The sequence below is a fragment of the Microbacterium hydrocarbonoxydans genome, assembly GCF_023715885.1.
Lineage (GTDB): Bacteria > Actinomycetota > Actinomycetes > Actinomycetales > Microbacteriaceae > Microbacterium > Microbacterium hydrocarbonoxydans_C.
This window is the reverse complement of the sequence record NZ_JAMBOY010000004.1, coordinates 310423-334921: the sequence shown is the minus strand read 5'-3', so window position 1 is coordinate 334921 and position 24499 is coordinate 310423. Positions and strand designations below refer to the sequence as shown.

Annotated in this window: 21 protein-coding genes; 14 read left to right on the top strand and 7 right to left on the bottom strand. The window is 67.9% G+C overall.

Translation table 11 applies throughout. From position 1 onward, the window contains the following. The first annotated feature begins 17 nt into the window (after positions 1-17). Positions 18-1181, top strand: a complete 1164-nt coding sequence (gene tcmP / locus M3195_RS13070) for a three-Cys-motif partner protein TcmP (RefSeq protein ID WP_251588160.1) — start codon at positions 18-20, stop codon at positions 1179-1181. Here the strand turns inward: tcmP and M3195_RS13065 are convergent. Further along, the gene (locus tag M3195_RS13065) at positions 1178-1930 is read right to left on the bottom strand and encodes a DUF5131 family protein (RefSeq protein ID WP_251588159.1); all 753 of its coding nucleotides are present in this window, start codon (positions 1928-1930) and stop codon (positions 1178-1180) included. The two genes, tcmP and M3195_RS13065, sit on opposite strands and share 4 nt — an antisense overlap. A gap of 516 nt (positions 1931-2446) precedes the next feature. Here M3195_RS13065 and M3195_RS13060 point away from each other — a divergent pair. The 4 genes from M3195_RS13060 (at position 2447) to M3195_RS13045 (ending at position 7410) form a co-directional block, all read left to right on the top strand. Beyond that, a complete protein-coding gene (locus M3195_RS13060; protein ID WP_251588157.1) occupies positions 2447-4030 on the top strand; it encodes a ComEC/Rec2 family competence protein in 1584 nt (527 codons plus the stop codon). Between the two features lie 67 nt (positions 4031-4097). Then, on the top strand, positions 4098-5447 hold the full coding sequence (locus M3195_RS13055; RefSeq protein ID WP_251588155.1) for an HNH endonuclease: 1350 nt from the start codon (positions 4098-4100) through the stop codon (positions 5445-5447). Positions 5448-5674: 227 nt separating this feature from the next. Beyond that, the gene (gene holA, locus M3195_RS13050; protein WP_251588154.1) at positions 5675-6718 is read left to right on the top strand and encodes a DNA polymerase III subunit delta; all 1044 of its coding nucleotides are present in this window, start codon (positions 5675-5677) and stop codon (positions 6716-6718) included. Continuing rightward, entirely contained in the window at positions 6715-7410 is a 696-nt protein-coding gene (locus tag M3195_RS13045) for a histidine phosphatase family protein (protein ID WP_251588153.1), read from the top strand. Before holA ends, M3195_RS13045 begins: the two co-directional genes overlap by 4 nt. A gap of 82 nt (positions 7411-7492) precedes the next feature. On the opposite strand, the gene rpsT is transcribed toward M3195_RS13045, so the two are convergent. Continuing rightward, complete coding sequence (gene rpsT, locus M3195_RS13040; RefSeq protein WP_251588152.1) at positions 7493-7753, bottom strand: 30S ribosomal protein S20; 261 nt, start codon at positions 7751-7753, stop codon at positions 7493-7495. A gap of 164 nt (positions 7754-7917) precedes the next feature. On the opposite strand from rpsT, the gene M3195_RS13035 reads away from it, so the two are divergent. Then, positions 7918-9186, top strand: coding sequence for an MFS transporter (locus tag M3195_RS13035; protein WP_251588151.1), 1269 nt, complete (start codon positions 7918-7920; stop codon positions 9184-9186). On the opposite strand, the gene M3195_RS13030 is transcribed toward M3195_RS13035, so the two are convergent. The 5 genes from M3195_RS13030 to M3195_RS13010 form a co-directional block, all read right to left on the bottom strand. Continuing rightward, the gene (locus M3195_RS13030) at positions 9104-9859 is read right to left on the bottom strand and encodes an alpha/beta fold hydrolase (protein ID WP_251588150.1); all 756 of its coding nucleotides are present in this window, start codon (positions 9857-9859) and stop codon (positions 9104-9106) included. The genes M3195_RS13035 and M3195_RS13030 overlap by 83 nt on opposite strands. Positions 9860-10295: 436 nt before the next feature. After that, positions 10296-12011: an ABC transporter family substrate-binding protein gene (locus tag M3195_RS13025; protein ID WP_251588149.1), complete on the bottom strand. Its 1716-nt coding sequence runs from the start codon at positions 12009-12011 to the stop codon at positions 10296-10298. Between the two features lie 117 nt (positions 12012-12128). Then, positions 12129-14060, bottom strand: coding sequence for an ABC transporter ATP-binding protein (locus tag M3195_RS13020; protein WP_251588148.1), 1932 nt, complete (start codon positions 14058-14060; stop codon positions 12129-12131). Beyond that, the gene (locus M3195_RS13015) at positions 14057-14983 is read right to left on the bottom strand and encodes an ABC transporter permease (RefSeq protein WP_251588146.1); all 927 of its coding nucleotides are present in this window, start codon (positions 14981-14983) and stop codon (positions 14057-14059) included. The genes M3195_RS13020 and M3195_RS13015 overlap by 4 nt, the downstream gene beginning before the upstream one ends. Continuing rightward, entirely contained in the window at positions 14983-15966 is a 984-nt protein-coding gene (locus M3195_RS13010) for an ABC transporter permease (protein ID WP_251588145.1), read from the bottom strand. Before M3195_RS13010 ends, M3195_RS13015 begins: the two co-directional genes overlap by 1 nt. 238 nt (positions 15967-16204) lie before the next feature. Here M3195_RS13010 and lepA point away from each other — a divergent pair, with 238 nt between their 5' ends. The 8 genes from lepA (at position 16205) to M3195_RS12970 (ending at position 24485) form a co-directional block, all read left to right on the top strand. Beyond that, the gene (gene lepA, locus M3195_RS13005) at positions 16205-18058 is read left to right on the top strand and encodes a translation elongation factor 4 (protein WP_096715546.1); all 1854 of its coding nucleotides are present in this window, start codon (positions 16205-16207) and stop codon (positions 18056-18058) included. A gap of 48 nt (positions 18059-18106) precedes the next feature. After that, positions 18107-18757 (top strand): DUF1990 family protein, encoded by a 651-nt coding sequence (locus M3195_RS13000; protein ID WP_251588144.1) that lies wholly within the window; start codon positions 18107-18109, stop codon positions 18755-18757. Continuing rightward, positions 18757-19974 (top strand): radical SAM family heme chaperone HemW, encoded by a 1218-nt coding sequence (gene hemW, locus M3195_RS12995; RefSeq protein WP_251588142.1) that lies wholly within the window; start codon positions 18757-18759, stop codon positions 19972-19974. The genes M3195_RS13000 and hemW overlap by 1 nt, the downstream gene beginning before the upstream one ends. 110 nt (positions 19975-20084) lie before the next feature. Further along, on the top strand, positions 20085-21116 hold the full coding sequence (gene hrcA / locus M3195_RS12990; protein WP_251588140.1) for a heat-inducible transcriptional repressor HrcA: 1032 nt from the start codon (positions 20085-20087) through the stop codon (positions 21114-21116). A 35-nt stretch (positions 21117-21151) separates the two neighbouring features. Beyond that, positions 21152-22267 (top strand): molecular chaperone DnaJ, encoded by a 1116-nt coding sequence (gene dnaJ, locus M3195_RS12985; protein WP_251588139.1) that lies wholly within the window; start codon positions 21152-21154, stop codon positions 22265-22267. A 13-nt stretch (positions 22268-22280) separates the two neighbouring features. Continuing rightward, the gene (locus M3195_RS12980) at positions 22281-23009 is read left to right on the top strand and encodes a 16S rRNA (uracil(1498)-N(3))-methyltransferase (protein WP_251588138.1); all 729 of its coding nucleotides are present in this window, start codon (positions 22281-22283) and stop codon (positions 23007-23009) included. A gap of 44 nt (positions 23010-23053) precedes the next feature. After that, the gene (locus M3195_RS12975) at positions 23054-23401 is read left to right on the top strand and encodes an HIT domain-containing protein (RefSeq protein ID WP_251588136.1); all 348 of its coding nucleotides are present in this window, start codon (positions 23054-23056) and stop codon (positions 23399-23401) included. A 58-nt stretch (positions 23402-23459) separates the two neighbouring features. Next, positions 23460-24485, top strand: coding sequence for a PhoH family protein (locus M3195_RS12970; protein WP_251588278.1), 1026 nt, complete (start codon positions 23460-23462; stop codon positions 24483-24485). The last annotated feature ends 14 nt before the right edge of the window (positions 24486-24499 follow it).

Below are 24499 nucleotides of genomic sequence, written 5' to 3'. Positions count from 1 at the left end.
CGGGTGAGGAGGCGACGATGCCCACGGGAACGGACGCAGGGCTGCTGGACAGCCCGAAGCCCCAGTCGGTTTACAAGCATGGGATCCTCGAGCAGTACGTCATCAGGTTCGCCACGATGACCGCCAGCAGGCTGAGCCCAAAGCGCTGCGTGCTGTTCGACGGTTTTGCCGGCCGTGGACGGTTCGACACCGGTGAGGCCGGCTCTGCCGAGCACATGATGATCGCCGCGCAGAAGGTCAAGTCGACCACGCAGATCGACCTTCTCCTCGTCGAACGAGCCGCGAAGGACTACGAATCCCTTGAATCGGTGGCGGCCGAGTACCGCGCCCGCGGCATTCGCATCGACAGCCACAACGACGACTGCGGAAACCATCTCTCAGGGATGCTTCAACACTCTGCTGGGGCCAGCTTGTTCGTCTTCCTCGATCCCTGCGGGGCAGTACTGCCCATGGATTCGATCAAGGACGTTCTCCGCAAGCGTGGCACGTGGCCGCGCACCGAGATCCTGCTCAACTTCAGCGCAGACCTCATACGCCGTGCCGGAGGGCAGTTGAAGAAGGGCCAGTTCGACCTCGGCGGCGTGGCTCAGGCCGACAGGGTGTGCGGTGGTAACTGGTGGCGGGACGTCGCTTTGCAAGCTCACAAAGAGTCAGGTGAGCAGAACTGGGAGTCCGCGGCGGAGGCTGTTGCCTACGAGTACGCCCGGCGTCTTGCCGCAGGGACCAACTACGGATTCGTCGTCGCCCCGGTCCGGCGCAAGACCCATCACCAGCCTGTCTACTATCTGATCTTCCTCACCCAGGACCCGCATGGCTTCTGGGTATTCGGCGTGGCCGCCGCGAAGGCACGCGAGAAGTGGCTCGAGTTCCTCGGATCGGACTACGCGGCGACCGACGACATGCTGCCGATGGACTGGGACGATCCAGTCGCCGAGCAGATTGAGCAAGAGCACGCCGCGGCAATCGAGCGGATCACCGGCAATCTCCGCGCTCTACTCGCCGACGGCCAGCCAAAACCGGTGGTCAAGAACGTCATCGGCGTCTACGGCGACCTCTATGGCGAGGCCAAGGAGACGGCGTTCACAGCAGCCTTGCGCGCACTCGTGAAGTCGGGCGATGTCGAGTTCGTGGCCAAAGGCAACAAGCCGCACCAACACGTCATCCGCAAAGCTGGCGGCTAAGCCAGGGCGGTGGCCAGCAGAGGCATGTCGTCCCAGGTGCGGCCGCCGAGCTGCCGGCCGTTCGCCTTCGGTGTCCGTCCGCCCCACTGTTTGAAGAAGAAGGACACCCCGGCATCAACGCACTGGTCGCGGATGTCCTCGACCCAGGCCGGGTCCATGGGGCGCGCGCGAGGGCCTGACTCGCCGCCGGCGATCACCCAGTCGATCCCGTCGAGATCGAGCTCGGGCAGCGCGGTGATGAGCGGCTCGCAGGACAGGAACCTAGTGGCCGCCGGGACGGCGCGAAGGTGGTCGATCCGGTCGACGACATCGAAGGACTCGACCGACACGCCCATCCAGAGGTTATCGGGCCATTCCAGCTTCTCCGCGATCCGGCCCATGCGGTGAGCGCGCTTGGTGAGCACTTGGTACGTGTGCTGCGGAGTATCGCGGATGACGTCGAAGATGTCCCGGATGAAGCCGAGCGGGACCTTGGCGTGGAACAGGTCGCTCATCGAGTTGACGAAGACGACCTTCGGCGTGCGCCACCGGTATGGCTGCGCCAGCGACCGGGGATGGGTGGTCACTCCGAATCCCGGGCCCGAGGTCCGAGGGTCGCCATCGCTCTGGTACTTCTCCGCGCCCATGGCCTTGAGGCGCTTTGCGAGCGCGAGGGCGTAGCAGTTGTCGCAACCTGCTGCGACACGATCGCACCCGGTGACGGGGTTCCAGGTGACCTCGGTCCACTCGATCCCGCTGTTCGTGGCCATGGTCAACTCACCCTTTCGTCTCACTGAGCGTAGCCCGATTGACCGAGCTGTGAGGGTGCACCGCCGTAAGGCTCATCCGTCACATCCGTCACGCTAGGTCTGATCGTCTCATCATGCACCGACACAGTCGTCCCGCGTGGACTCAGGCCAGGCTCGTGCGTGCTAGGCGTACTCCTCAATGAACCCGCAGTGCGGCCGTATGGCGAGTCTGCCGGCTGCTCTACACGAGCCAGCAGCCCGCGAACCCCCGAATCCCAGTACCGGTAGCCGACGCCATCGCGCAGGAGTTCGGCGTGAAGGAGATACAACTAAGCCGAGTGCATGGGAACCACGAATCCCTCGAATGAACGGGAGTCCGCGGAGTCGTTTTACAGCCGCATCGCGAGGCACGCCTCCTCGACACTTGCATCGAGTGTCGACTGCCATCGCGGGGGACGCTCCGTGTCCCGATGATAGAGACAACCGATCCTTGCAATGCTGAGGCACGGCCATAACCACCCACCTCCAACCTCAACGTTGTCCGGCGCCAACTGCGCGATCGTCGTCGGGGCTGTGTTCTGGTTGGCATCGCTGTGCGGCGCGGGGCGTGGGCTCCGCATCCTGCTCGCAGCGCTTGCACTGGCGGGGTTCGTGATCCTCGTCACGCCGGAGCCGAGTGTGATCCGAGCCGGTGTGATGGCGGGGGTCGCCATGATCTCTCTCCTTATCGGGCGGCCCAGCGCCGGAGCGGGGATGCTGGCGCTCAGTGCGGCCGGCATCCTCATCGTCGATCCCTGGCTCGCGTCGACGCCGGGCTTCGCGCTCTCCGTGGTCGCGTCCGGTGCGCTGATCTTGCTCGCCCCCATTCTGTCGCGAGGACTCGCCCGGTGGATGCCGGTGCCCCTCGCTCTTGCGATCGCCGTCCCCCTAGCAGCTCAGCTCGCCTGCGGTCCGATCATCGCGTTGTTCGCCGAGAAACAGTCCCTCGTAGGACTCGCGGCGAATCTGCTCGCCGCGCCGGCGGCGCCCGTCGCCACGGTGATCGGTCTGCTCGCCTGCCTTTTCGCTCCGGTGCCGGTGCTCGCGGACATCCTCGCTGCGTCGGCTTGGCTCCCGGCGTCGTGGATCGCTGCGACCGCGGATGCGACGGCGCGACTGCCGTTCGCCGAGCTGGCGGTCCCGCCCGGTGTGATCAGCGCCCTCGTCGTGGCAGGGATGAGCGGTGCGGTCGCAGTCGTCGTCGGCGGGCATGGACACCGTCTCCGAGTGCCTCGCGCCATCGCCGTCTCGGTGCTGTCCGCGGCGTTGGGCCTCGGCGCCTCGCATGTCGTGCTCTCCGGTCCGCTGGCTGTCATGACCACTCCCACAGGGTGGACGATCGCGATGTGCGACGTCGGGCAGGGCGACGCCGTGGTGGTGCGATCGGCGCACGAGGTCGCCCTCATCGATACCGGTCCGGACCCGGCGCTGTTGGACCAGTGCCTTCGCGCGCTGGGCGTCGGCCGTCTCGATCTGCTGGTGCTGACGCACTTCGACCTCGACCATGTCGGCGGTGTCGATGCTGTTCAGGGCCGGGTGGGTTCGGTGGTGCATGGCCCTCCGAGCGAGATCACCGACGAGAAGACGCTCAAGCGGTTGGCCGCAGGCGGCGCGATGGTCGAAGAGGTGCACGCGGGAGTGGGCGGTGATCTGGGTGGTGCTCAGTGGCGTGTGCTGTGGCCTGCGCGAGACGAGAAGGCGTTCCCCCCGGGAAACGATCTCAGCGTTGTGCTCGAGATCGAAGGTGGAGAAGTGCCACGATCGCTCTACCTCGGTGACCTCTCCGCGGAGTCGCAGAGCATGCTGCTGAGGTCTCGTCGGGTGCGTGGCGTCTACCCGGTCGTCAAGGTGTCGCACCATGGGAGCGGTGACCAGGCGCCGGCGTTGTACGAAGAGATCACGGCGACGATTGGGCTGATCGGCGTGGGCGCGGACAACGACTACGGACATCCCCGAGACGAGGCGCTCGCGATGCTCGAGGCAGCGGGCACAACCGTGCTGCGCACAGATCTGGACGGTCGGGTGCTGGTAGGCACCGGAGCGGGAGGATTCGAGATCTGGAGGGAAAGAGGGTCTTCGTGATCGGACATCCGCTTGTTCAGTATCGGCATATCAAGTTCGATTCGAACATAGTTACTAAACTGGGGACATGACCAGTCCCCACCTCGCGCCGCTCTTCGAGGCCGTTCAGTGCCTTGATGAGGCGTGGGCGGATGCGGAGAGCGGTTCGGAGTTATCTCGGGCGCAGCTGGTGGCTGCGCATCGGGCGATCGGTGTGGTGCAGCGCCGGTTGGACGGGTTGCATGCGGAGGTGGCGGCGGGGATCGCGCGGGAGTCGCGGCCGGAGCTGGGTGCGGAGGGTTTGGCGAAGCAGCGGGGGTTCCGCACGCCTGCGACGATGATCGCCGCGACGACGGGAGGGTCGACCGGTGACGCGTCGCGGTTGGTGAAGGTCGGTGAGGCGACCGCGCCGCGGGCGAATCTGTTGGGGGAGGCGTTGCCGCCGCGGTACCCGTTCGTGCAGGCGGCGCTCGGCGCGGGGGAGGTGAGTGCGGCGGGTGCGGCGGTGATCGTTTCGATGCTGGACCGTGCCCGGCTGAAGGTGGATGCCGGGCGAATCGGCGAGGCGGAGCGGTTGCTGGTGGAGCGGGCGGGTGGGCTGTCGCTCGACGAGGTGCGAAAGCTCGTCGCGCGGGCGGAGGCGTGGCTGGATCCGGACGGGGTCGCCCCGCGGGAGGAGCAGGCACGGTCGCAGCGGTCGCTGACGATGTTCGAGCGTGACGGGTCGCTGCACCTGACCCTGCAGACCGATATCGCGTCGGGGGCGCCGATCACGGCGGCGATCCACGCGTTCGTGGGAGCGACGTTCCAGGCGCGCACCCAGGCGCCCGATGCGGAGGCGGGGGATGCGGATCACCGCACCGTCGCGATGATCCAGGCCGATGCGCTCACCGCGATCTGCGAGCACGCGATCGCCTGCGACAACGGGGGGATGCCGGTCACCGGCGCGACCGTCATCGTGCGGGTGGGGCTGGAGGACCTGACCGCCGGCACCGGGGTCGCGACGATCGACGGCACCGACCGGCCCGTGAGCATCAGCACCTGCCGGCGCATCGCCGCCAGCGGGGGAGTGATCCCCGTGGTCCTCGGATCCGACAGCGAGATCCTCGACTGGGGCCGGGAGAAACGACTGTTCACCCGGGCGCAGCGCCTCGCGCTGGTCGAACGCGACGGCGGATGCGTCATGTGCGCACTCCCACCACAGATGACCAAAGCCCACCACCTCCGATGGTGGCAGCGCGATACCGGTCCGACCGACCTGGCCAACGGGGTGCTGCTGTGCGAGTCGTGTCACCATCGCATCCACGACAACGGGTGGGACATCCGCATCGACGGCACCGGCACCACCGGACGGGTCTGGCTCATCCCACCCGCCACCGTCGACCCCACCCGCACACCACGCCTCGGCGGCCGCGCCCGCTACGACATCGCCGCCTGAAACGTCCGACGGCCGTGCCCGTGCGAGGTCCGAGCGCGCGGCACGATCACGCCCGCGTCGGTCGAGCGCGGCGCTCTCTCAGGCCTCATGCGCTGTGCGACCGCACCGCTGTCGCTGTACCGCTCTGCCACCGCACCGTTGTGCCACCGGGCTGTGATGCGAGGGTGGCTGTGCAACCGCCCCCCGGCGCCGGGTCTCATGTCGGTGGCCCCCGGTAGGCTGAATCCATGGCTGCTGCGCGTACTCCTTCCCGAGGGGCGGCGTCGTCGGCCAAGATCCCGCAGGTCTCCTGGCGCGATCCGCGACCCGCTCCGATCGTGCTTGTCTCCGGCCCCGAAGAGGTCTGCGCGGAGCGCGCGATCGCGGGTGTGCGCGACTACCTGCGGGCCGAAGATCCCGCCCTCGAAGTCACCGACGTCCGCGCCGACGACTATGCGCCGGGAACTCTCCTCTCGCTCACCTCCCCGTCGCTGTTCGGCGAACCCCGGGTGGTGCGCATCGCCGGTGTGGAGAAGTGCACCGACGCCTTCATCCAGGAGGCGGTGTCGTACCTCGAGCACCCGCAGGAGGGCGCGACGGTCATCCTGCGCCACACCGGCGCGAGTGTGCGTGGCAAGAAGCTGCTCGACGCCGTCAGAGCGGGCACCGGGGAGGGCATCGAGATAGCCTGCCCCGCGATCAAGCGCGACGGTGACCGGGTTGACTTCGCGGCCGGCGAGTTCAAGGCCGCGAAGAAGCGCATCGCCCCGCCAGCGCTCCGGGCACTCGTCTCGGCGTTCGCCGACGATCTCACCGAGCTCGCCGCCGCCTGCCAGCAGCTGATCGGCGACGTCGAGGGCGACATCACAGAAGAGGTCGTCACGAAGTACTACGGCGGCCGAGTCGAGGTCTCGGCCTTCGTCGTCGCCGACACCGCGATCGCCGGACGATATGGCGAGGCTCTCGTCGCGCTGCGGCACGCACTGGCGTCGGGCGCCGACCCGGTGCCCATGGTCGCCGCATTCGCCATGAAGCTGCGCACCATGGCGCGCGTCGCAGGCAACCGCGAGCCGAGCCGTCAGCTCGCCCAGCGACTCGGCATGAAGGACTGGCAGGTCGACCGCGCCCGTCGCGACCTCGCGGGGTGGAACGAGTACTCGCTCGGGCTCGCCATCCAGGCGACGGCGCGGGCGGATGCCGATGTCAAGGGTGCTGCGCGCGACCCGATCTTCGCCCTGGAACGAATGCTGACCGTCATCGCCACGCGACGTCCCTTCGGAGAGGAATCATGAGACTGCTGCTCATCCGCCACGGACAGACGCCGAGCAACGTGATCGGCGCGCTCGACACCGGGCGTCCGGGGCCCGGCCTCACCCCGCTCGGTCATGCTCAGGCATCGGCGATCCCGGCGGCTCTGGCCGGCGAGCGCGTCGACGCGATCTACGCCTCGCCGCTCGTCCGCACACAGCTCACCGCCACTCCGCTCGCCGAAGATCGCAGGCTGGCCATCGAGGTCGTCGAAGGGCTCGAAGAGATTTCCGCCGGCCGCTGGGAGATGCACAGCGACCGAGAGGCGATCGAGGGCTATGTCAATGCCGCGCGGCGCTGGCTCACCGGCGAACTCGACTTCGCGATCGAGGGCGGCGAGAGCGGCACGGAGTTCCTCGCGCGCTACGACGCCGCGATCGCCCACGTCGCATCCCGCAACGTCGACGGAGCGGCCGTCGTCGTCAGTCATGGCGCCGCGATCCGCGTGTGGGCCGCCGCAAGACTCGACGGCATCGATCTCGACGACGCCGTGCACTGGCGCCTCTACAACACGGGCATGTGTGTCATCGACGGCACCCCCGAGGACGGGTGGCGCCTCGTCGGGTGGCAGCAGGAGCCGCTCGGCGGCCTCGACCTGGAAGACCCGTCCGCCCTGGATGTCCCGGCCGAGCCGGTGGGGGAGCCGGGCGAGCCGGTGGAGACCCCCGCCGGCTGACCGACGTCGCGCCCGCGCTGACTCCGCGCGCACGAGAAAGGGCCCGTCTCATCGAGACGGGCCCTTTCTCAGTGGTCGATGCTCAGAGAGCGGAGACCTGCTTGGCGATCGCCGACTTGCGGTTCGCAGCCTGGTTCTGGTGGATGACACCCTTGCTGACGGCCTTGTCGAGCTTGCGGGACGCGTTCTTCACGGCAGCTTCGGCAGCGGCCTTGTCGCCCGAGGCGATAGCGGTGCGGGCGGCCCGGATGTGCGTCTTGAGCTCGCTCTTGACGGCCTTGTTGCGCTCGCGCGCCTTCTCGTTGGTCTTGTTGCGCTTGATCTGCGACTTGATGTTTGCCACGTGTGGACGCTTTCTGTACGGAGGTTGTTCGGAGTGCCGGCAGAAGAAGAGGGCTTCCGCGCGGCGGTCGTGAGGGAAGAACCCACACGCAAGCCAAGAGTCGAGTCTACCAGCAGTCGAGGCGTTCCCCCTAAACGGGCGGACGCGGGTGCACAATCGACCTTATGACCGACAGCGCTCGTGTGGGAGCCCGCTGGATCACGCTGTTCACAGTCGCCTGGTTGGCCATCTGGATGGTGCAGCTCACCCCGGTGCAGCTCCTGCTCCCGCTTCAGCTCGACACGCCCGAGGATGACTGGATCCGCGGGGTGGTCTCGTCGGGATTCGTCCTGGGCATCGGCGGGCTGGCGGGCGTCGTCGCGGGTCCGGTCGCCGGTGCGCTCTCCGACCGCGCCGGCGCCGGCCGGCGCCGGCGTCGACCGTGGGCGCTCGGGGGAGCGCTGCTGACGGCCGCGGCCCTCGTGGTCACGGGCTTCGCCGAAGGCCCATGGGCTGTCGGTCTGGCATGGGTCGGCGTCTCCGTCGGTATCGCGGTCTCCTCGGCCGCCTTCACCGCGCTGATCGCCGACCAGCTCCCCGAGACGCAGCGGGGCTCGGCATCCGCCGCCGTCGGGTCCAGCCAGGCGGTCGGTATCGTGCTCGGCGTCGGGGTGGTCGTGCTCCTGGGGCTCGGCACCCGCGACGGCTACCTGCTGCTGGCCGTGATCATCGCCGTCGCCGGCACCGCAGCCGCCCTGCTCCTCCCTGATCCTCCCGCTGCCGCGCGGGTCGTGGCGGTGCAGCGACGCGGCCCGCTCCTCGCCTCGCTCCGCGACCGAGACTTCGCCTGGATGCTGTCGGGTCGGTTGGTGACGAACATCGGCAACGCGCTCGGCACCGCACTCTTCCTCTTCTTCCTGCTCCACGGCCTGCATCAGGACACGGTGACGGCGCAGGACAACCTGCTGCTGCTCATCGTCGTCTACACGGTGTTCGTCGTGCTGGCGGCGGTGTTCACCGGCATCCTCTCCGACCGCTCCGGGGACCGGCGCACTCTCACCGTCGCCGCGACGCTCGTGCAGGCGACCTCCGGCGTTCTGATCGTCATCGTCCCGACGTTCGAGGCGACGATGGTGGCTGCCGCACTCATGGGCATCGGCTATGGCGCCTTCTCGACGGTCGGACTCGCGTTCGCCGCCGACCTGCTGCCAGACGAGAAGGATCACGCTCGCGATCTCGGCATCGTCACGGTGACTGCGGCGCTCGGTCAGCTGATCGGACCGGTGCTCGGCGCAGGGCTCGTGGCGCTGGTCGGCGGTTTCTGGCTCGTGTTCGCGGCGGCGGCGGTCTTCTCGCTGGCGGGCGGCGTGCTCACTGCTCGGGCGAGACGTGCGCAGTCGAATCCGCCTGCTCGGCGTCGACCGTCGCGATCGCCAGACGCAGCACCGCATTGAACACCGCGGGACGCATCGCGGTCACGAGGTGCGTCGTGCGCGGGACGACGATCAGCTCCGCGTGCGGAGCCAGCCGCTGGAAGAGGGCCTCGTTGATGCGCAGCTGGTCGTACTGGCCGTTCACGAACCACAGCGGCACACGGATCCGCTCGACCGCGGTCGCGAGATCGAGCGCGGCCAGGTTGCTCAGCGCGATGTCCTGCGTGTCGAGGGCGTAGCCGCCGGCGGCGAAATCGGCCCGGGTGTCGAGGGGGATCGTCGCATCGAGGATGCGCTTCGTGATCCACATGCCCCGGTCGGGAAGCCGGTCGACCGCGCGCGCGATCATCCGGTACGCGCGCAGTCCCGCGCCCCGGGGGAGCGCGGTGCATGATGCCGCGACCAGCGCGGCAACCGGCGGTTTCTCGGCACCGCCGACGTAGGCGAGGCAGAGCAGGCCGCCCATCGAATGCCCGACAAGCAGCACCGGTCCGCGTGCGGCGGCATCGCGCACAGCCGCATCGATCGTGTGCAGCGCTTCGTGCAGCGTGAAGTCCTCCGCCATCCGGGTGCCATGTCCGGGCAGATCCACCGCGACCGCCGGGATCCCGGCCTCCTCGAGATACGCGAGCTGTGAGCGCCACATCGTCGCGGACGTGCGGATGCCGTGCACGAGAACGATCTGCACGGTCACTGTCTCAGCATAGAGAAAGCGGGGCCGGTGGATACCCACCGGCCCCGCTCAGGTCGAGCCAATCCATTACCGCTTGACGCAGTACTTGATGCACTTGATCGGCCAGCCACCCACGCTGCCGTTGTAGCCTCCGCCCCCGTTCTCCGGTGGTGCGATTCCGACTACAGCACTCGCGGAGACGGCGGGCCCGAACGCAAGCGCGACCGCCAGAGCCAATCCACAGATGGCTTGCCGTGCTGCGGAGTTTCGTCGTTGATTCACCGTCATCACCCTCCAGTGACTCGTTCTTCAGATGTCCCGTAAACGTAACGGCGGACCACCACGACGGCAAGAACGTGCGCGGGAAGAATATCGCCAGTCACTGACATGAAAGCGGGGCCGGTGGATACCCACCGGCCCCGCTCAGCAGCACCGATTGCGTCAGTGCTTGTAGGAGTTACTTCTCGTAGCCCACGTTCTCCACCGGCGTGATGCCGAAGAGGTCGAGACCCACGTAGGGCTCGGGCGTGAGGTTCGCAAGGCCTTCCTTGACGGTCCAGATCTCCGGGCCGTTGAGGACCGGGATGATGCCCCAGGTCTTCGCGAAGATCTCGGCCTCCATCTCCATGGCCTTCTTGGTCTGCTCCTCGGGGTCGGAGATCGTCTCCAGCTCCTCGTGGATCATCTTGTCGATCTCCTCGGTGCCGGTGCCCGACAGGTTCAGGCCGCTGTCCGAGCAGTACAGCTGGCAGAACCAGGCAGCACCGAACGGGTCGGACGACGTGAAGTTGAGGAAGAAGATGTCACCGTTCTGCGTGGTGTAGTCCTCGGCGAAGTCCGCCGACGGGCGGGTGTCGATCGTGACCTCCACGCCGACCTCCTTCAGCTGAGCCTGCACGGCCAGCGAACGAGCGCGCGCGGTCTCCGTGTCGGAGTGCACCGGGAAGACGAGCGACAGGCGCACGCCGTCCTTCTCGCGGATGCCGTCGGCACCCGGAACCCAGCCGGCCTCGTCGAGCAGCTTGTTCGCACCCTCGGTGTCACCGTCCTTGCGGCCGGCCTCCTCCAGCGCGTTCACGTAGTTCGGCTGGAACGAGAACAGCGTGAGAGAGCCGGCGGGCTCCTCGGTGTAGTTCAGGCCGTTGAAGACGATGTCCTTGACCTGCTCGATGCTGATCGCCTCGAAGACGGCCTTGCGGACCTCGAGCTCCGACAGCGCCGGGTTCGTGGAGTTCAGCGTGAAGATCGCGTTCGCTGTCGCCTGACCCTTATACGTCTTGACGCCGTCGAGGCCCTCGACCTGGGCGAGCAGCTCGGCGCTGCCGGTCTCGGCCATGTCGACCTCGCCGTTGCGCAGGGCGTTGACCGCCGCGGTCGGCTCCATCTGGATGAAGGTCACCTTGTCGAGCAGCGGAGCGTTGCCCCACCACTTCTCGTTCGGAACGAGGGTGACGACGCCACCGGTCTTGTCGTAGTCCTCGACGGTGTAGGGGCCGGCTGCCCACTCCGGGTGCCAGTCACCGAGGAAGGCGGTGTTGAAGAGCTCCGGGGTGTTGACCGCGGGGTGCAGGAGCTGCGAGTAGACCATCTCGGGCCAAGCGAACTCGCCCTTGAAGGTGACGATGACGTCGCGGTCGTTCTCGCCGGCCTCGACGGACTCGATCTCCTTCCAGCCGTCGGTCGCGTTCGGCTGGTACTCCTCGTTCTCGCCGCTCTGAGCCATCCAGGTGGCCTTGAACGCCGTCACGTCGATCGGAGTGCCATCGTTCCAGACGGCCTTCTCGTTGACCTTGAAGTGGAGGACGGTCTTGCCGTCTTCGACACCGAAGGAGTAGTCGTCGAGGTACGCGTCGTTCTTCTTGACCGTGCCGTCCGGATCCATGAGAAGGATCTGCGGGCGGAACCACGTGCCGATCTGCGTGACGCGTGCGTCACCGTCGCTGTGGAAGTAGTTCAGCTGCTCGGCGATGTTCGAGACGGGGATGCGCAGCTCGCCGCCCTCAGCGAGGTTCTCGCGAGGCTGCGGGTTGTAGTCCGCGCCCTCGACCGTCTGGGGGCTGTCGCCCTCGCCGCCGTTGCCGCCGCCGTTGCCTGCCGGCGCACAACCGCTCATGACGAGTGCGAAGGCGGCGCCGAGAGCAGCGATGCCCATCAGCTTCTGATGCCGTTTCATGGTACTCCTTAGTGCCTGTCGGCCTATCTTGGGGATGAGGGCAGAATAACTCTGCGTCTCACGGGCGAAACCGTCTGCGCGCCGTTCGTTATCGGACTGTGCACAACGGTTCGTTGCTCAGCTGGCGGCGGCCGTCTCCGCGTCGAAGCCGTCCACGGGGAGGATGATCCGCTCGCGAGTGCGCTCGATGTCGGGGTCGGGGATCGGGATCGCCGACAGCAGTGCCTTGGTGTACGGATGCTGCGGTGCGTCGAAGACCTGGTCGACATCGCCGTGCTCGACGAACTCGCCCTTGTACATGACCGCGACGCGATCGGCGATGTGCCGGACCACCGCGAGGTCGTGCGCAACGAACAGGTACGACAGACCCATCTTCGCCTTGAGCTCGTCGAGCAGGTTGATGACGCCGGCCTGGATCGACACGTCCAGCGCCGACACGGGCTCGTCGAGCACGACGACCTTCGGATTCGTGGACAGCGCCCGCGCGATGCCGATGCGCTGACGTTGGCCACCCGAGAACGCCTGCGGGAACCGATCGCTGTGCGCAGGGTCGAGACCGACGAGCCCCATCAGCTCCTCGACGCGGTCGAAGACCTCATCACGACTCATCCCGATGGCGAACATCGGCTCGGCGATGATGTCCCACACCGTCATGCGCGGGTCGAGCGCGCCCATCGGATCCTGGAACACGATCTGCAGGTCGCGACGGAGCCGGCGCTCCTCGGCGCGGTTCTTGATGTCCGCGACGCTCGTCCCGCCGATGCGGATATCGCCGTCCTCCTGCTTCACGAGGTCCATGATCTGCAGGAGTGTCGTGGTCTTGCCCGAGCCGGACTCGCCGACGATCGCGAGGGTCTCGCCCTGGCGCACGTCGAAGCTGATGCCCTTCACGGCGTGCACCTCGCCGACCTTGCGCTTGAACAGCGCGCCCTTCATGAGCGGGAAGGTCTTGGTGAGGTTGATCGCCTGCAGCGTGATCGGTCGCTCCTCGCGCGGCACCTTCGTCAGGCTGCCCTCGGGGATCTCCGGCGCGGGGAACACCGGGAGTCCGCCGATGGTGGCGTCGTCGTCGATGTCGTCGGCCCGGATGCAGGCGACCGAGTGGCTCGCGTGTCCGTCGGTGGAGACGGGCAGCAGGTCGGGCTCGCGCTCCCGGCAGGCATCGATCGCGATCGGGCAGCGAGCTGCGAAGGGGCAGGCGTCGGGCAGATCGATGAGCAGGGGCGGGTTGCCCTTGATCGGGATCAGCGGGACCTTCTCGGTCTTGTCGACGCGCGGGATGGCGCCGAGCAGGCCGATCGAGTAGGGCATCCGCGTGCGGTAGAAGAGCTCGCGTACGGGGGCGTGCTCCACGGGCTTGCCCGCGTACATCACCAGCACGTCGTCGGCCGTCTTCGCCACGACCCCCATGTCGTGGGTGATCATGATCATCGCGGCGCCGGTCTCCTGCTGGGCGGTCGCCATGAGCTCCAGGATCTGTGCCTGGATGGTGACGTCGAGCGCCGTGGTCGGCTCGTCGGCGATGATCAGCTTCGGATCATTGGCCATCGCGATGGCGATCACGACGCGCTGACGCATACCGCCCGAGAACTCGTGCGGGAACGACTTCATCCGACGTTCGGGCTCGGGGATGCCGACGAGCGTCAGCAGCTCGACCGATCGCTCCCAGGCCGCCTTCTTCGAGAGGCTGCGGTGCACCGTGAGAGCCTCGATCAGCTGGTCGCCGACCGTGAACACCGGGGTGAGCGAGGTCAGCGGGTCCTGGAACACCATCGCCATGCCGTTGCCCCGGATCACCGAGAGCTGCTTGTCGGTCTTCCCCAGCAGCTCCTGACCGTCGTACACGATGGAGCCGGTGATCTTGGCGTTCTCGTCGAGAAGGCCCATGATCGCGAGCGAGGTGACGGACTTGCCGGAACCGGATTCGCCGACGATGCCGAGCGTCTTGCCCGCCTCCAGGTCGAACGAGACGCCCCGGACGGCATCCACCCGCCCGGCCTCGGAGGGGAAGCTGACCTTGAGGTCGCGAACGGAGAGGACGGTACTCATGCGCGACCTCCAGCCGCCGAGGTGGGATCGAGGGCGTCGCGGAGGCCGTCGGCGATGAGCGCCATCGAGACGGTGAGCAGCGTCAGCGCCGCGGCGGGGAAGTAGAACAGCCAGGGAGCGCTGACGAGCGTGCTCGAGCCGTAGCCGATCAGGGCGCCGAGGGACACGTCCGGCAGCTTCACTCCGAAGCCGAGAAACGACAGCGCCGTCTCGGTCAGCACGGCCGAGACCACGCCGAGCGTGAAGTTGATGACCAGCAGCGAGCCGATGTTCGGCAGCATGTGGCGGAGCACCACGCGCATGCCGGACAGCCCCGCGTAGCGTGCCGCGTGCACGTACTCGCGCTCGCGGATCGAGAGCGACAGCGTCCAGATGATGCGGGCGGGGAAGAACCACCCGACGATGAAGACCATCACGAGCGAGATGACGAGCCAGTTGCCGCCCGCGTCGTTGGAGATCATCGCGAGGATGAGGAAGTTCGGCACGACCATCATGAAGTGGATGACCGCGAGCATGATGCGCTCGTACGCCCCGCCGAAGTATGCGGCAGTCGTGCCGACGATCGCCGAGACGACGGTCGTGCCGACGGCGACGAGCGCGGCGATCATCATCGAGCGCTGGAGCCCGACGGCGACCTGCGCGAAGTTGTCGTTGCCCGAGCCGTTCGTCCCGAACCAGTGATCGGCTGACGGACCCTTGCGCAGCGCCAGGAAGTCGAGGTCGGTGTGGCTATATGGCGCGATGAGCGGTCCCACGATGGCGAACAGGATGAGCACCGCGAGGATGACTACGCCGATCACGGCGCCGCGGTTGCGCAGGAAGCGTCGCGTGTAGAGCGACAGCATCGTGGTGCGCCTACGGCTCCTCGGCTTCTGCGGCTGCTCGGTGATCTCGGGGGAGACCCCGATGGCTTCCAGGGACATCAGCTCACCCGCACTCTCGGATCGAGGACGACGACGGTCACGTCGGCGAGGATCGCGCCGATGGCCGTCATCAGGGCGCCGAAGGCCGCGACCGCGACGACGCCGTGAATGTCGTTGTTGTTGAGGGTCGTGATGAAGTACCGACCCATTCCGTTCCAGTTGAAGATCGTCTCCGTCAGCACCGCGCCGGTGAACACGGCGGGGATGGTGAAGGCAACCTGCGTCGTGACCGGGATGAGGGACGTGCGCAGGGCGTGCTTGCGGATCGCCTGCTGCTTCGTGAGGCCCTTGGCCCGCGCGGTGCGCACGTAGTCGGCCTTGATGTTGTCGAGCAGGAGCGAGCGCTGCAGGAAGTGGATCTGCGCGTAGCCCGTGATGACGAGGCCCAACGTGGGCAGCGTGAGATGCTGCAGCACGTCGATGAGGACGGGGAAGAACCCTTGCACCCCGGGACTGGACGACCCTGTGACGTAGAACACGGTCGTACCCACGGCGTTGTTGAAGGCGATCGCCAGCAGCACCAGCGCGAAGCCGGCGACGACGGTCGGGATGTTCATCGTGATGATGCTGGTGCCCTGGCCGATGCGATCGGCGAGCTTGTACTGGCGGGATGCGGTGTAGACGCCGAGTGCGATACCGAGCACCGTCGTGATGATCGTGGCGCCGAGCACCAGTTCCGCACTGACCCACACGCGGTAGGCGACCTGCTCGTTGACCGACTCGCCGGTCGGGCCGAGACCCCAGTCCCACCGCAGGATGATGCCGGAGAACCAGGTCCACCACCGCTCGATGAGCGGCACCGACTCGCTGAGGTTGCGGGGCCGAAGGAGGTTGTCGATCTGCTCAGGGGAGAGCGGCGGGCGCCGACCGACGTAGTTGTTCTCCGGATCGAGGTACAGCCACGCGAGGAAGTAGGTGATGTTCGTCGCGATGACGATCATCAGCAACCAGCCCAGCAGGCGGCGCACGAGATACTTGATCAAGGTGTTGATTCTTTCTCTTCTACAGACGCGCGCGGGATCTGCCGACGCAACGCTGGGCCGGAGGACAGTCAATCACCATCTGCCGATCTGCGCGACACGACACCTGCACTCGAATGTGACGGAGTCTCGTCGCTCACGGGATCCGGTTTCGGGGTCGGCTCCCGGGCAACCTGGGCAGAATATCACCGGATCCGGCGAATCGAGCATCGACGGCGGGTCACCGTAGAATCGTCAGGACATGTCACCACGCGCCCTCACTCCGCTTCAGCCTGCCGCGACGCCTGCGACGCAGATCCGCAACTTCTGCATCATCGCGCACATCGACCACGGCAAGTCGACGCTCGCCGACCGGATGCTCCAGATCACCGGAGTCGTCTCCGACCGCGACATGAGGGCGCAGTACCTCGACCGCATGGACATCGAGCGCGAGCGCGGTATCACCATCAAGAGCCAGGCCGTGCGGATGCCGTGGGAGCTCGACGGTCAGACCTTCGCGCTGAACATGATCGACACCCCGGGGCACGTGGACTTCACCTACGAGGTCTCGCGCTCGCTGGCCGCGTGCGAGGGCGCGATCCTGCTCGTCGACGCCGCGCAGGGCATCGAGGCTCAGACGCTCGCCAACCTGTACCTCGCTCTCGAGAACGACCTGCACATCATCCCCGTGCTGAACAAGATCGACCTGCCGGCCGCCGACCCCGAGAAGTACGCCAAGGAGCTCGCGGCGTTGATCGGCGGCAAGCCCGAGGACGTGCTGCGCGTCTCCGGCAAGACCGGCGTGGGCGTCGAGGAGCTGCTCGACCGTCTTGTCCAGGAGATCCCCGCGCCCGTGGGTGACGCCGAGGCTCCGGCGCGGGCAATGATCTTCGACTCCGTCTACGACGCCTACCGCGGCGTCGTCACCTACGTGCGCATGGTCGACGGCAGCCTCTCGCCGCGCGAGCGCATCCAGATGATGTCGACCGGCGCCAACCATGAGGCGCTCGAGGTCGGCGTGTCGAGCCCAGAGCCCACTCCCACCAAGGGTCTCGGCGTCGGCGAGGTGGGTTACCTCATCACGGGCGTGAAGGATGTGCGCCAGTCGAAGGTCGGCGACACGATCACGAACGCCAGGAAGCCGGCATCCGAACCGCTCTCGGGGTACACCGACCCGAAGCCGATGGTGTTCTCGGGCATCTACCCGATCGACGGCAGCGACTACGCCGAACTCCGCGAGGCGCTCGACAAGCTGAAGCTCTCGGACGCGTCTTTGCAGTACGAGCCGGAGACGTCTGTCGCGCTCGGGTTCGGATTCCGCTGTGGCTTCCTCGGCCTCCTCCACCTCGAGATCATCACCGAGCGTCTCGCCCGCGAGTTCGGGCTCGACCTCATCACGACCGCGCCGAGCGTGATCTACGAGGTCGTGACGTCGGACACGGGGGAGACCGTCACGGTCACGAACCCCAGCGAGTATCCCGACGGCCGCATCGGCTCCGTGTCCGAGCCCATGGTGAACACCGCCATCCTGCTGCCCAAGGACTACGTGGGCACGGTGATGGAGCTGTGCCAGTCGCGCCGAGGCACGCTCCTCGGGATGGAGTACTTCTCGGAGGAGCGTGTCGAGCTGCGGTACACGATGCCCCTCGGCGAGATCGTCTTCGACTTCTTCGACCAGCTGAAGTCGAAGACCCAGGGCTACGCGTCGCTCGACTACGAGCCGGCGGGCCAGCAGGAGGCCGACCTCGTGAAGGTCGACATCCTCCTACAGGGCGACAAGGTCGACGCGTTCAGCTCGATCGTGCACCGCGACAAAGCCTATGCCTACGGCACCCTCATGACCGAGCGACTGCGCAAGCTCATCCCTCGCCAGAACTTCGAGGTGCCGATCCAGGCCGCAATCGGTGCGCGGATCATCGCCCGCGAGACGATCCGCGCGCTCCGGAAGGACGTGCTCGCGAAGTGCTACGGCGGTGACATCAGTCGGAAGCGCAAGCTCCTCGAGAAGCAGAAGGAGGGCAAGAAGCGCATGAAGATGGTGGGCCGCGTGGAGGTTCCGCAGGAGGCGTTCATCGCCGCGCTCTCCGGCGACGTCGAAGGCAAGGACAAGAAGTAGATCGGGTCTCCGGGTGCTCGTCCAGGACACCCGGGTAGGCTGGTCGGCATGCGGCGCGGGACTTTCCGAGACGACACGGTCGACTATGCGGCGGTGGGTGCGACCCATGCGCCCGATCTGATGCAGTATCCGCCGGAGCGCAGCATCCCCGCCGAGAACTCCTGGCGCATCGGCAGCGGTGAGGAGCGTTTCCAGACCGCCGGCGAAGCCCTTCTGTCGTGGACGGCGCAGCGCGCGTCGGGACTCCGCGTGGAGGACGTGCGCCCCGCTCCCGGCCCTGCCTACGCCGGCGTGAGCTTCGATGCCGAGGGCACCCCGATCGCCCCCAGCAAGAACGAGGTCGAGCAGCGGTTCGACGCGGAGGGCACCCCCTTCGTCGGTCCTGGCATGACCCTTCGCCTGCGCGGACGCGTCGCGAACATGCACGCCGACGCCGAACTCCGTGTCATCTCCGTGACCGAGGAGAAGCGCCGCATCGGCTTCGTGCTCGGCACCGTCGGCGGATCGGTCGTCCGCGGCGAGGAGTCGTTCGACATCGAGTGGCGCGACGACGACGAGGTGTGGTTCACCGTCCGCGCGTTCGATGCCCCGAACTCGCTGCTGTACCGCCTGGTCCCGGCGCTCGTGAAGCGGCGACGTCGCGAGCTGTTCGCCCGCTACCTGCGGGCCATCTCGCCGTTGTACGCGACCCCCGTCTGATGGCCGGTCCGCTTCCCCTCGGAGATCCCGCCCCCGCTGACGGACGCCTTCCCGCCGACCTGCCGATCGACACGACCGTACCGTTCTCGGCCTACCTTCACATCCCGTTCTGCACCGTGCGGTGCGGGTACTGCGACTTCAACACCTACACGTCGACCGAGTTGCGCGGTGCCAAGCAGGAGGACTACGCCTCGACGCTGATCGGCGAGATCGCGCTCGCCCAGCGTGTACTGTCCGAAGCCGGCGCGCTGCGCCCGATGGACACGGTCTTCTTCGGCGGAGGGACGCCGACCCTTCTTCCCGCCGGAGACCTGGCGCGGATGCTGGGAGCAGCGACCTCGGCCTTCGGCCTCGCCGACGGCGCCGAGGTGACTGTCGAAGCCAACCCCGACACCGTCACCCCGGAGGTCGCCCGCACGCTCGCGGAGGCCGGGGTGACGAGACTCTCGATCGGGATGCAGTCGGCGGTGCCGCACGTGCTCGCCGCTCTCGACCGCACTCACCGACCCGAGAACGTGCGCACGGCGGTGGCGGCAGCCAAGGACGCCGGGCTCGCTGTGAGCGTCGACCTGATCTACGGCGCTCCGGGTGAGGCTCTCCGAGACTGGCAGACCTCTCTCGACGCAGCCCTGGAGCTCGAGTCCGATCACATCTCGGCATATGCGCTCATCGTCGAGGACGGCACGAAGCTCGCCCGGCAGATCCGCCGCGGCGAGGTCCCGATGCCCGACGACGACCTGCAGGCCGACATGTACGAGCTCGCCGACCGGCGCCTCGCCGAGGCAGGGTTCGACTGGTACGAGGTGAGCAACTGGGCGCGAACTCCCGAGCAGCGCTCTCGGCACAACCTCGCCTACTGGCGGGGGAGCGACTGGTGGGGCTTCGGGCCGGGAGCCCACAGTCACGTCGCCGGGCTGCGTTGGTGGAACGTGAAGCACCCCGCGGCGTACGCGCAGCGGCTTGCGGCATCCGAATCGCCAGCGGCGGGCACAGAGCGGCCCGACGAGAAGTCCCGGATGCTGGAGCGAGTCCTGCTCCTCAGTCGGATCCGCGAGGGCATCGCCGTCGACGAGCTGCAGGCGGACAAGCGCGCGCGTGTCGCCGGACTCATCGCCGATGGCCTGGTGGATCCGGCCGCCGCCGTGCGTGGACGCGTGCAGCTCACGCTCCGCGGTCGACTGCTCGCCGACGCGGTCGTGCGAGAACTCACGGACTGAACCGTTCGCCGCTGTCGCCCCATCACCCGTAGGTGCGTTCAGCGCATATCGTCGCGCGGCGAGTAGAATTGGCACTCGTAACCGGTGAGTGCCAGACGAGGGGAGTCGTGATGGTCAGCGAAAGAGGCCTCCAGGTGCTCCGCGCCATCGTGCAGGACTACGTCGAGACGCACGAACCGGTCGGCAGCCGGTCGATCGTCGACCGCTACTCGTTCGGCGTGTCGGCCGCCACCATCCGCAACGACATGGCCCTCCTCGAAGACGAGGAGCTCATCGCGGCGCCGCACACCTCCTCCGGTCGCGTTCCGACCGACAAGGGATACCGCGTCTTCGTCGACCACCTCGCCCAGCTGCGTCCGCTCTCGGGAGCGCAGCGCACCGCGATCGAGTCGTTCCTGACCGACCCTGCCGACCTCGACGACCTCATGGCGCGCACGGTGCGGGTGCTCACCCAGCTCACCGGACAGGTCGCCCTCGCGCAGTACCCGTCCTTCGCGCGGGCGCAGCTCACCCACATCGAGCTGGTCGCCCTCGCTCCCAACCGTCTCCTCGTGGTGCTCGTGACGGATGCGGGCGGCGTCTCCCAGCGCATCGCGCCGCTCCCCGCCGATGTCGACGAGTCCGACATGGCCCTCCTGCGGGCGCGTCTCTCGGCGCTCCTGACCGGGCGCGCGGTCAGCGACGCCGCCGAACGCCTCCAGAGTCTGCTCGACGCCGAGGAGCACGCGAAGAACGCCGTGCTCCGCGCGCTCGCGACGGTGATCGTCGAGGAGCTAGGCACGTTCCGGCAGGAGCGGCTCGTGATGGCCGGCGCCGCGACGCTCGCGCGGCGGGAACACGACTTCCGCGGCAGCATCCACCCCCTTCTCGAGGCGATCGAGGAGCAGGTGACTCTCATCCGGCTGATGAGCGAGATGGAAGCCGATGCGCAGGGGCTCGCCGCGAGCATCGGCACCGAGAACGCGTCGTTCGGCCTCGACGAGGCGTCGATCGTCGCGAGCAACTACGCGGCGCGCTCCGGCACCGCACGCGTCGGAGTGATGGGACCGACGCGGATGGACTATCCGAGCAATCTCGCGGCAGCACGGGCGGTCGCCCGCTATCTGTCGCGACTGCTCGACGAAGACGAGGCCGCCCGCTGACGCGGACGACCAGGACAACACGCAGAAGGGCCATTGTGGCGGACCACTACGAGGTACTCGGCGTCTCGCGCGACGCATCGACAGACGAGATCAAGAAGGCGTACCGGCGTCTCGCGCGCCAGCTCCACCCGGACGTGAACCCGGGCGAGGAGGCGGCCGAGAAGTTCAAGCTCGTCACGCATGCGTACGACGTGTTGAGCGACGACGAGTCCCGTCGTCGCTACGACATGGGCGGGGGAGACGGAGCCGCAGGCAACTTCGGGGGCTTCGGCGGCTTCGGCGACATCTTCGAGACGTTCTTCGGCGCAGCGCAGGGCGGCGGACGCGGTGCCCGGCCCCGGTCCCGCCGCGAGCGGGGTCAGGACGCGCTCGTGCGCGTCTCACTCGACCTCGGGGACGTCGTGTTCGGCGCCCACCGGGACATCGAGGTCGACACCGCCGTGCTCTGCGAGACCTGCAAGGGGTCGTGCTGCCAGGAGGGCACATCGCCCGTCACGTGCGACATCTGCGGCGGCACCGGCCACGTGCAGCGCCAGGTGCGCAGCCTGCTCGGCAACGTCGTCACCTCGCAGCCGTGCGGCACGTGCGAGGGATACGGCACGACCATCCCGTACCCGTGCGGCACCTGTGGCGGCCAGGGGCGGGTGCGTTCGCGTCGGACCGTGTCGCTCGACATTCCCGCCGGCGTCGAGACGGGGCTGCGCCTGCAGCTGCCCGGCTCCGGCGAGGTCGGCAAGGCGGGCGGCCCGAACGGCGATCTGTACGTCGAGGTGACGGTGAATCCGCACCCTGCGTTCAGCCGGGACGGCGACGACCTGCTCGCCACTCTCGAGGTCGCGATGACCGACGCCATCCTCGGTACCGAGACGACCATCAAGGGTCTGGACGGCGAGGTCGACCTCGAGATCCGGCCGGGCGTGCAGTCGGGTGATGTCCTCACGATCAAGGGTCGGGGTATCACTCCATTGCGCGGCACCCAGCGCGGAGACCTGAGGGTCGGAGTCCAGGTACTGACGCCGACCAAGATCGACTCGGCCCAGCGCGCGCTCATCGAGGACTTCGCGAAGAAGACGAAGGCTCCTGCCCCGCAGCTCGCCCAGTTCCAGCAGGGGCTGTTCTCGAAGCTGCGCGACCGCTTCCGCTCGCACTGATCCGGGGAACGCGATGGCACTCCATTTCCTCGTCGAATCATCGTCGGATGCCGCGGTCGGCGACCTCGTGGCGCTCACCGGCGCGGAGGCCAAGCACGCAGCCGTGGTCCGGCGACTGCGTGTGGGCGAGCAGGTGACGGTCGGCGACGGCCGCGGAGTGTGGCTCTCGGGGGAGGCCGAACAGGTCTCCCCGGCGCTGGTCGAGGTGCGCGTGAGCGCGCGTCGGGTGAGCCAAGCCCCGAGCCCGCGGCTGATCCTCGTGCAGGCCCTCGCCAAGGGCGACCGCGATGAACTCGCCGTGCAGGCGGGGTGCGAGCTCGGGATCGACGAGATCGTGCCGTGGCAGGCGAGTCGCAGCGTATCGCGCTGGGAGGGGCCGAAGGCGGCGAAGGGCCGAGAGCGCTGGGCGACGATCGTGCGCGAGGCCGCCAAGCAGGCGCATCGCGCCTGGGTGCCCGAGGTCACGTCGCCCGTGACGACGAGGGATCTCGTCGCCCGCGCCGCCACGCAGCGGGTGGTGCTGCTCGATCCGAGCGCCTCGACGCGGCTTTCCGCGCTGGAGCCCGACGGGCGCGACCTCGTGCTCGTCGTCGGACCCGAGGGCGGCATCTCCGACGACGAGATCACGGCCCTCGTAGCCGCGGGCGCCGAGCGGGCGCTGCTCGGCGACACGGTGCTCCGCACCTCCACCGCCGGACCCGCGGCGATCGCCGTCCTGTCGGTGGCCCTCGGCCGCTGGTGATCCCCGTCCGGCCGCACGTCGGCCCCGGTCAGTAGACTGGCAGAATGTCCGAACCCTCGATCTTCACGCGCATCCTCAACGGCGATATCCCGGGTGAGATCCTGCTGGACACCGAGCGGGTCTTCGCCATCCGCGACATCGATCCGCAGGCGCCGCTGCACGTCCTCGTCATCCCCAAGACCGAGGAGTACCGCGACGTCACCGAACTCGCCGCCGGCGATCCGACGCTCCTCGCCGAGATGGTCGCCGCCGCGAAGCAGCTCGCCGACGAGCACGCCAACGGCGAATACCGCCTCATCTTCAACAACGGCGCGAGCGCCGCCCAGTCCGTCTTCCACGTGCACGCCCATGTGCTCGGCAACTTCGAGGAGAACAAGCTCGTTGGCTTCTGACGACGACAACACCACCGACCGCAGCGTCACCGAGCGCATCTACGCCGACGGCGTCGCCATGGTGCAGCTGCTCGGTCCGCAGGACCGCCTGCTCCGCATGCTCGAGAGGGAGCACCGCGATGTGCAGGTGCTCGTGCGCGGCAACGAGATCACCCTGTCGGGCACTCCGGATGCCGTGGCGAGCGCCAAGAGCCTGGTCGACGAGCTGCTGACCATGACGAGGGCTGGGCACGACCTCGCGCCCAGCGACGTCTCCAGCTCGGCGCGCATGCTGCGCTCCGACGGCGGGCCCCGCCCGAGCGAGGTGCTGGGCGAGGCGATCCTCTCCACGCGCGGCAAGGTCATCCGTCCCAAGACGCTCGGCCAGAAGGAGTACGTCGACGCGATCGACGAGAACACGATCGTCTTCGGCATCGGGCCCGCCGGAACGGGAAAGACCTACCTCGCGATGGCGAAGGCCGTCCAGGCGCTGCAGCGCAAGGAGGTCACGCGCATCATCCTGACGCGTCCGGCGGTCGAGGCGGGGGAGCGGCTCGGGTTCCTTCCCGGCACGCTCACCGACAAGATCGATCCGTATCTGCGCCCGCTGTACGACGCGCTCAACGAGATGATGGACCCGGAGATCGTCCCCCGTCTCATGGCGACGGGCACGATCGAGGTCGCGCCGCTCGCCTACATGCGCGGCCGGACGCTCAACGACTCGTTCGTGGTGCTCGACGAGGCGCAGAACACGACGCCCGAGCAGATGAAGATGTTCCTCACCCGGCTGGGGTTCGGCACGCGGATAGTCGTCACCGGCGACATCACCCAGGTCGACCTGCCGCAGGGCGCCTCGGGTCTCCGGCTGGTCACGCGTGTGCTCGACGGGATCGACGACATCCACTTCGCCCGCCTCACCAGCGACGACGTCGTGCGTCACTCCCTCGTCGGCCGCATCGTCGACGCGTACAGCGAGTACGACGAGCGTCGCACCGCGCAGCGGCACGAGCGCGAGCAGGCTGCGGAGTTCGCCAACCGCGCGGAGCGCCGCGGCGCCCAGCGCCCCGGACCCCGTGATCGGATGCCGAAACGAGGCCTCTCCTGATGAGACGAGCACAG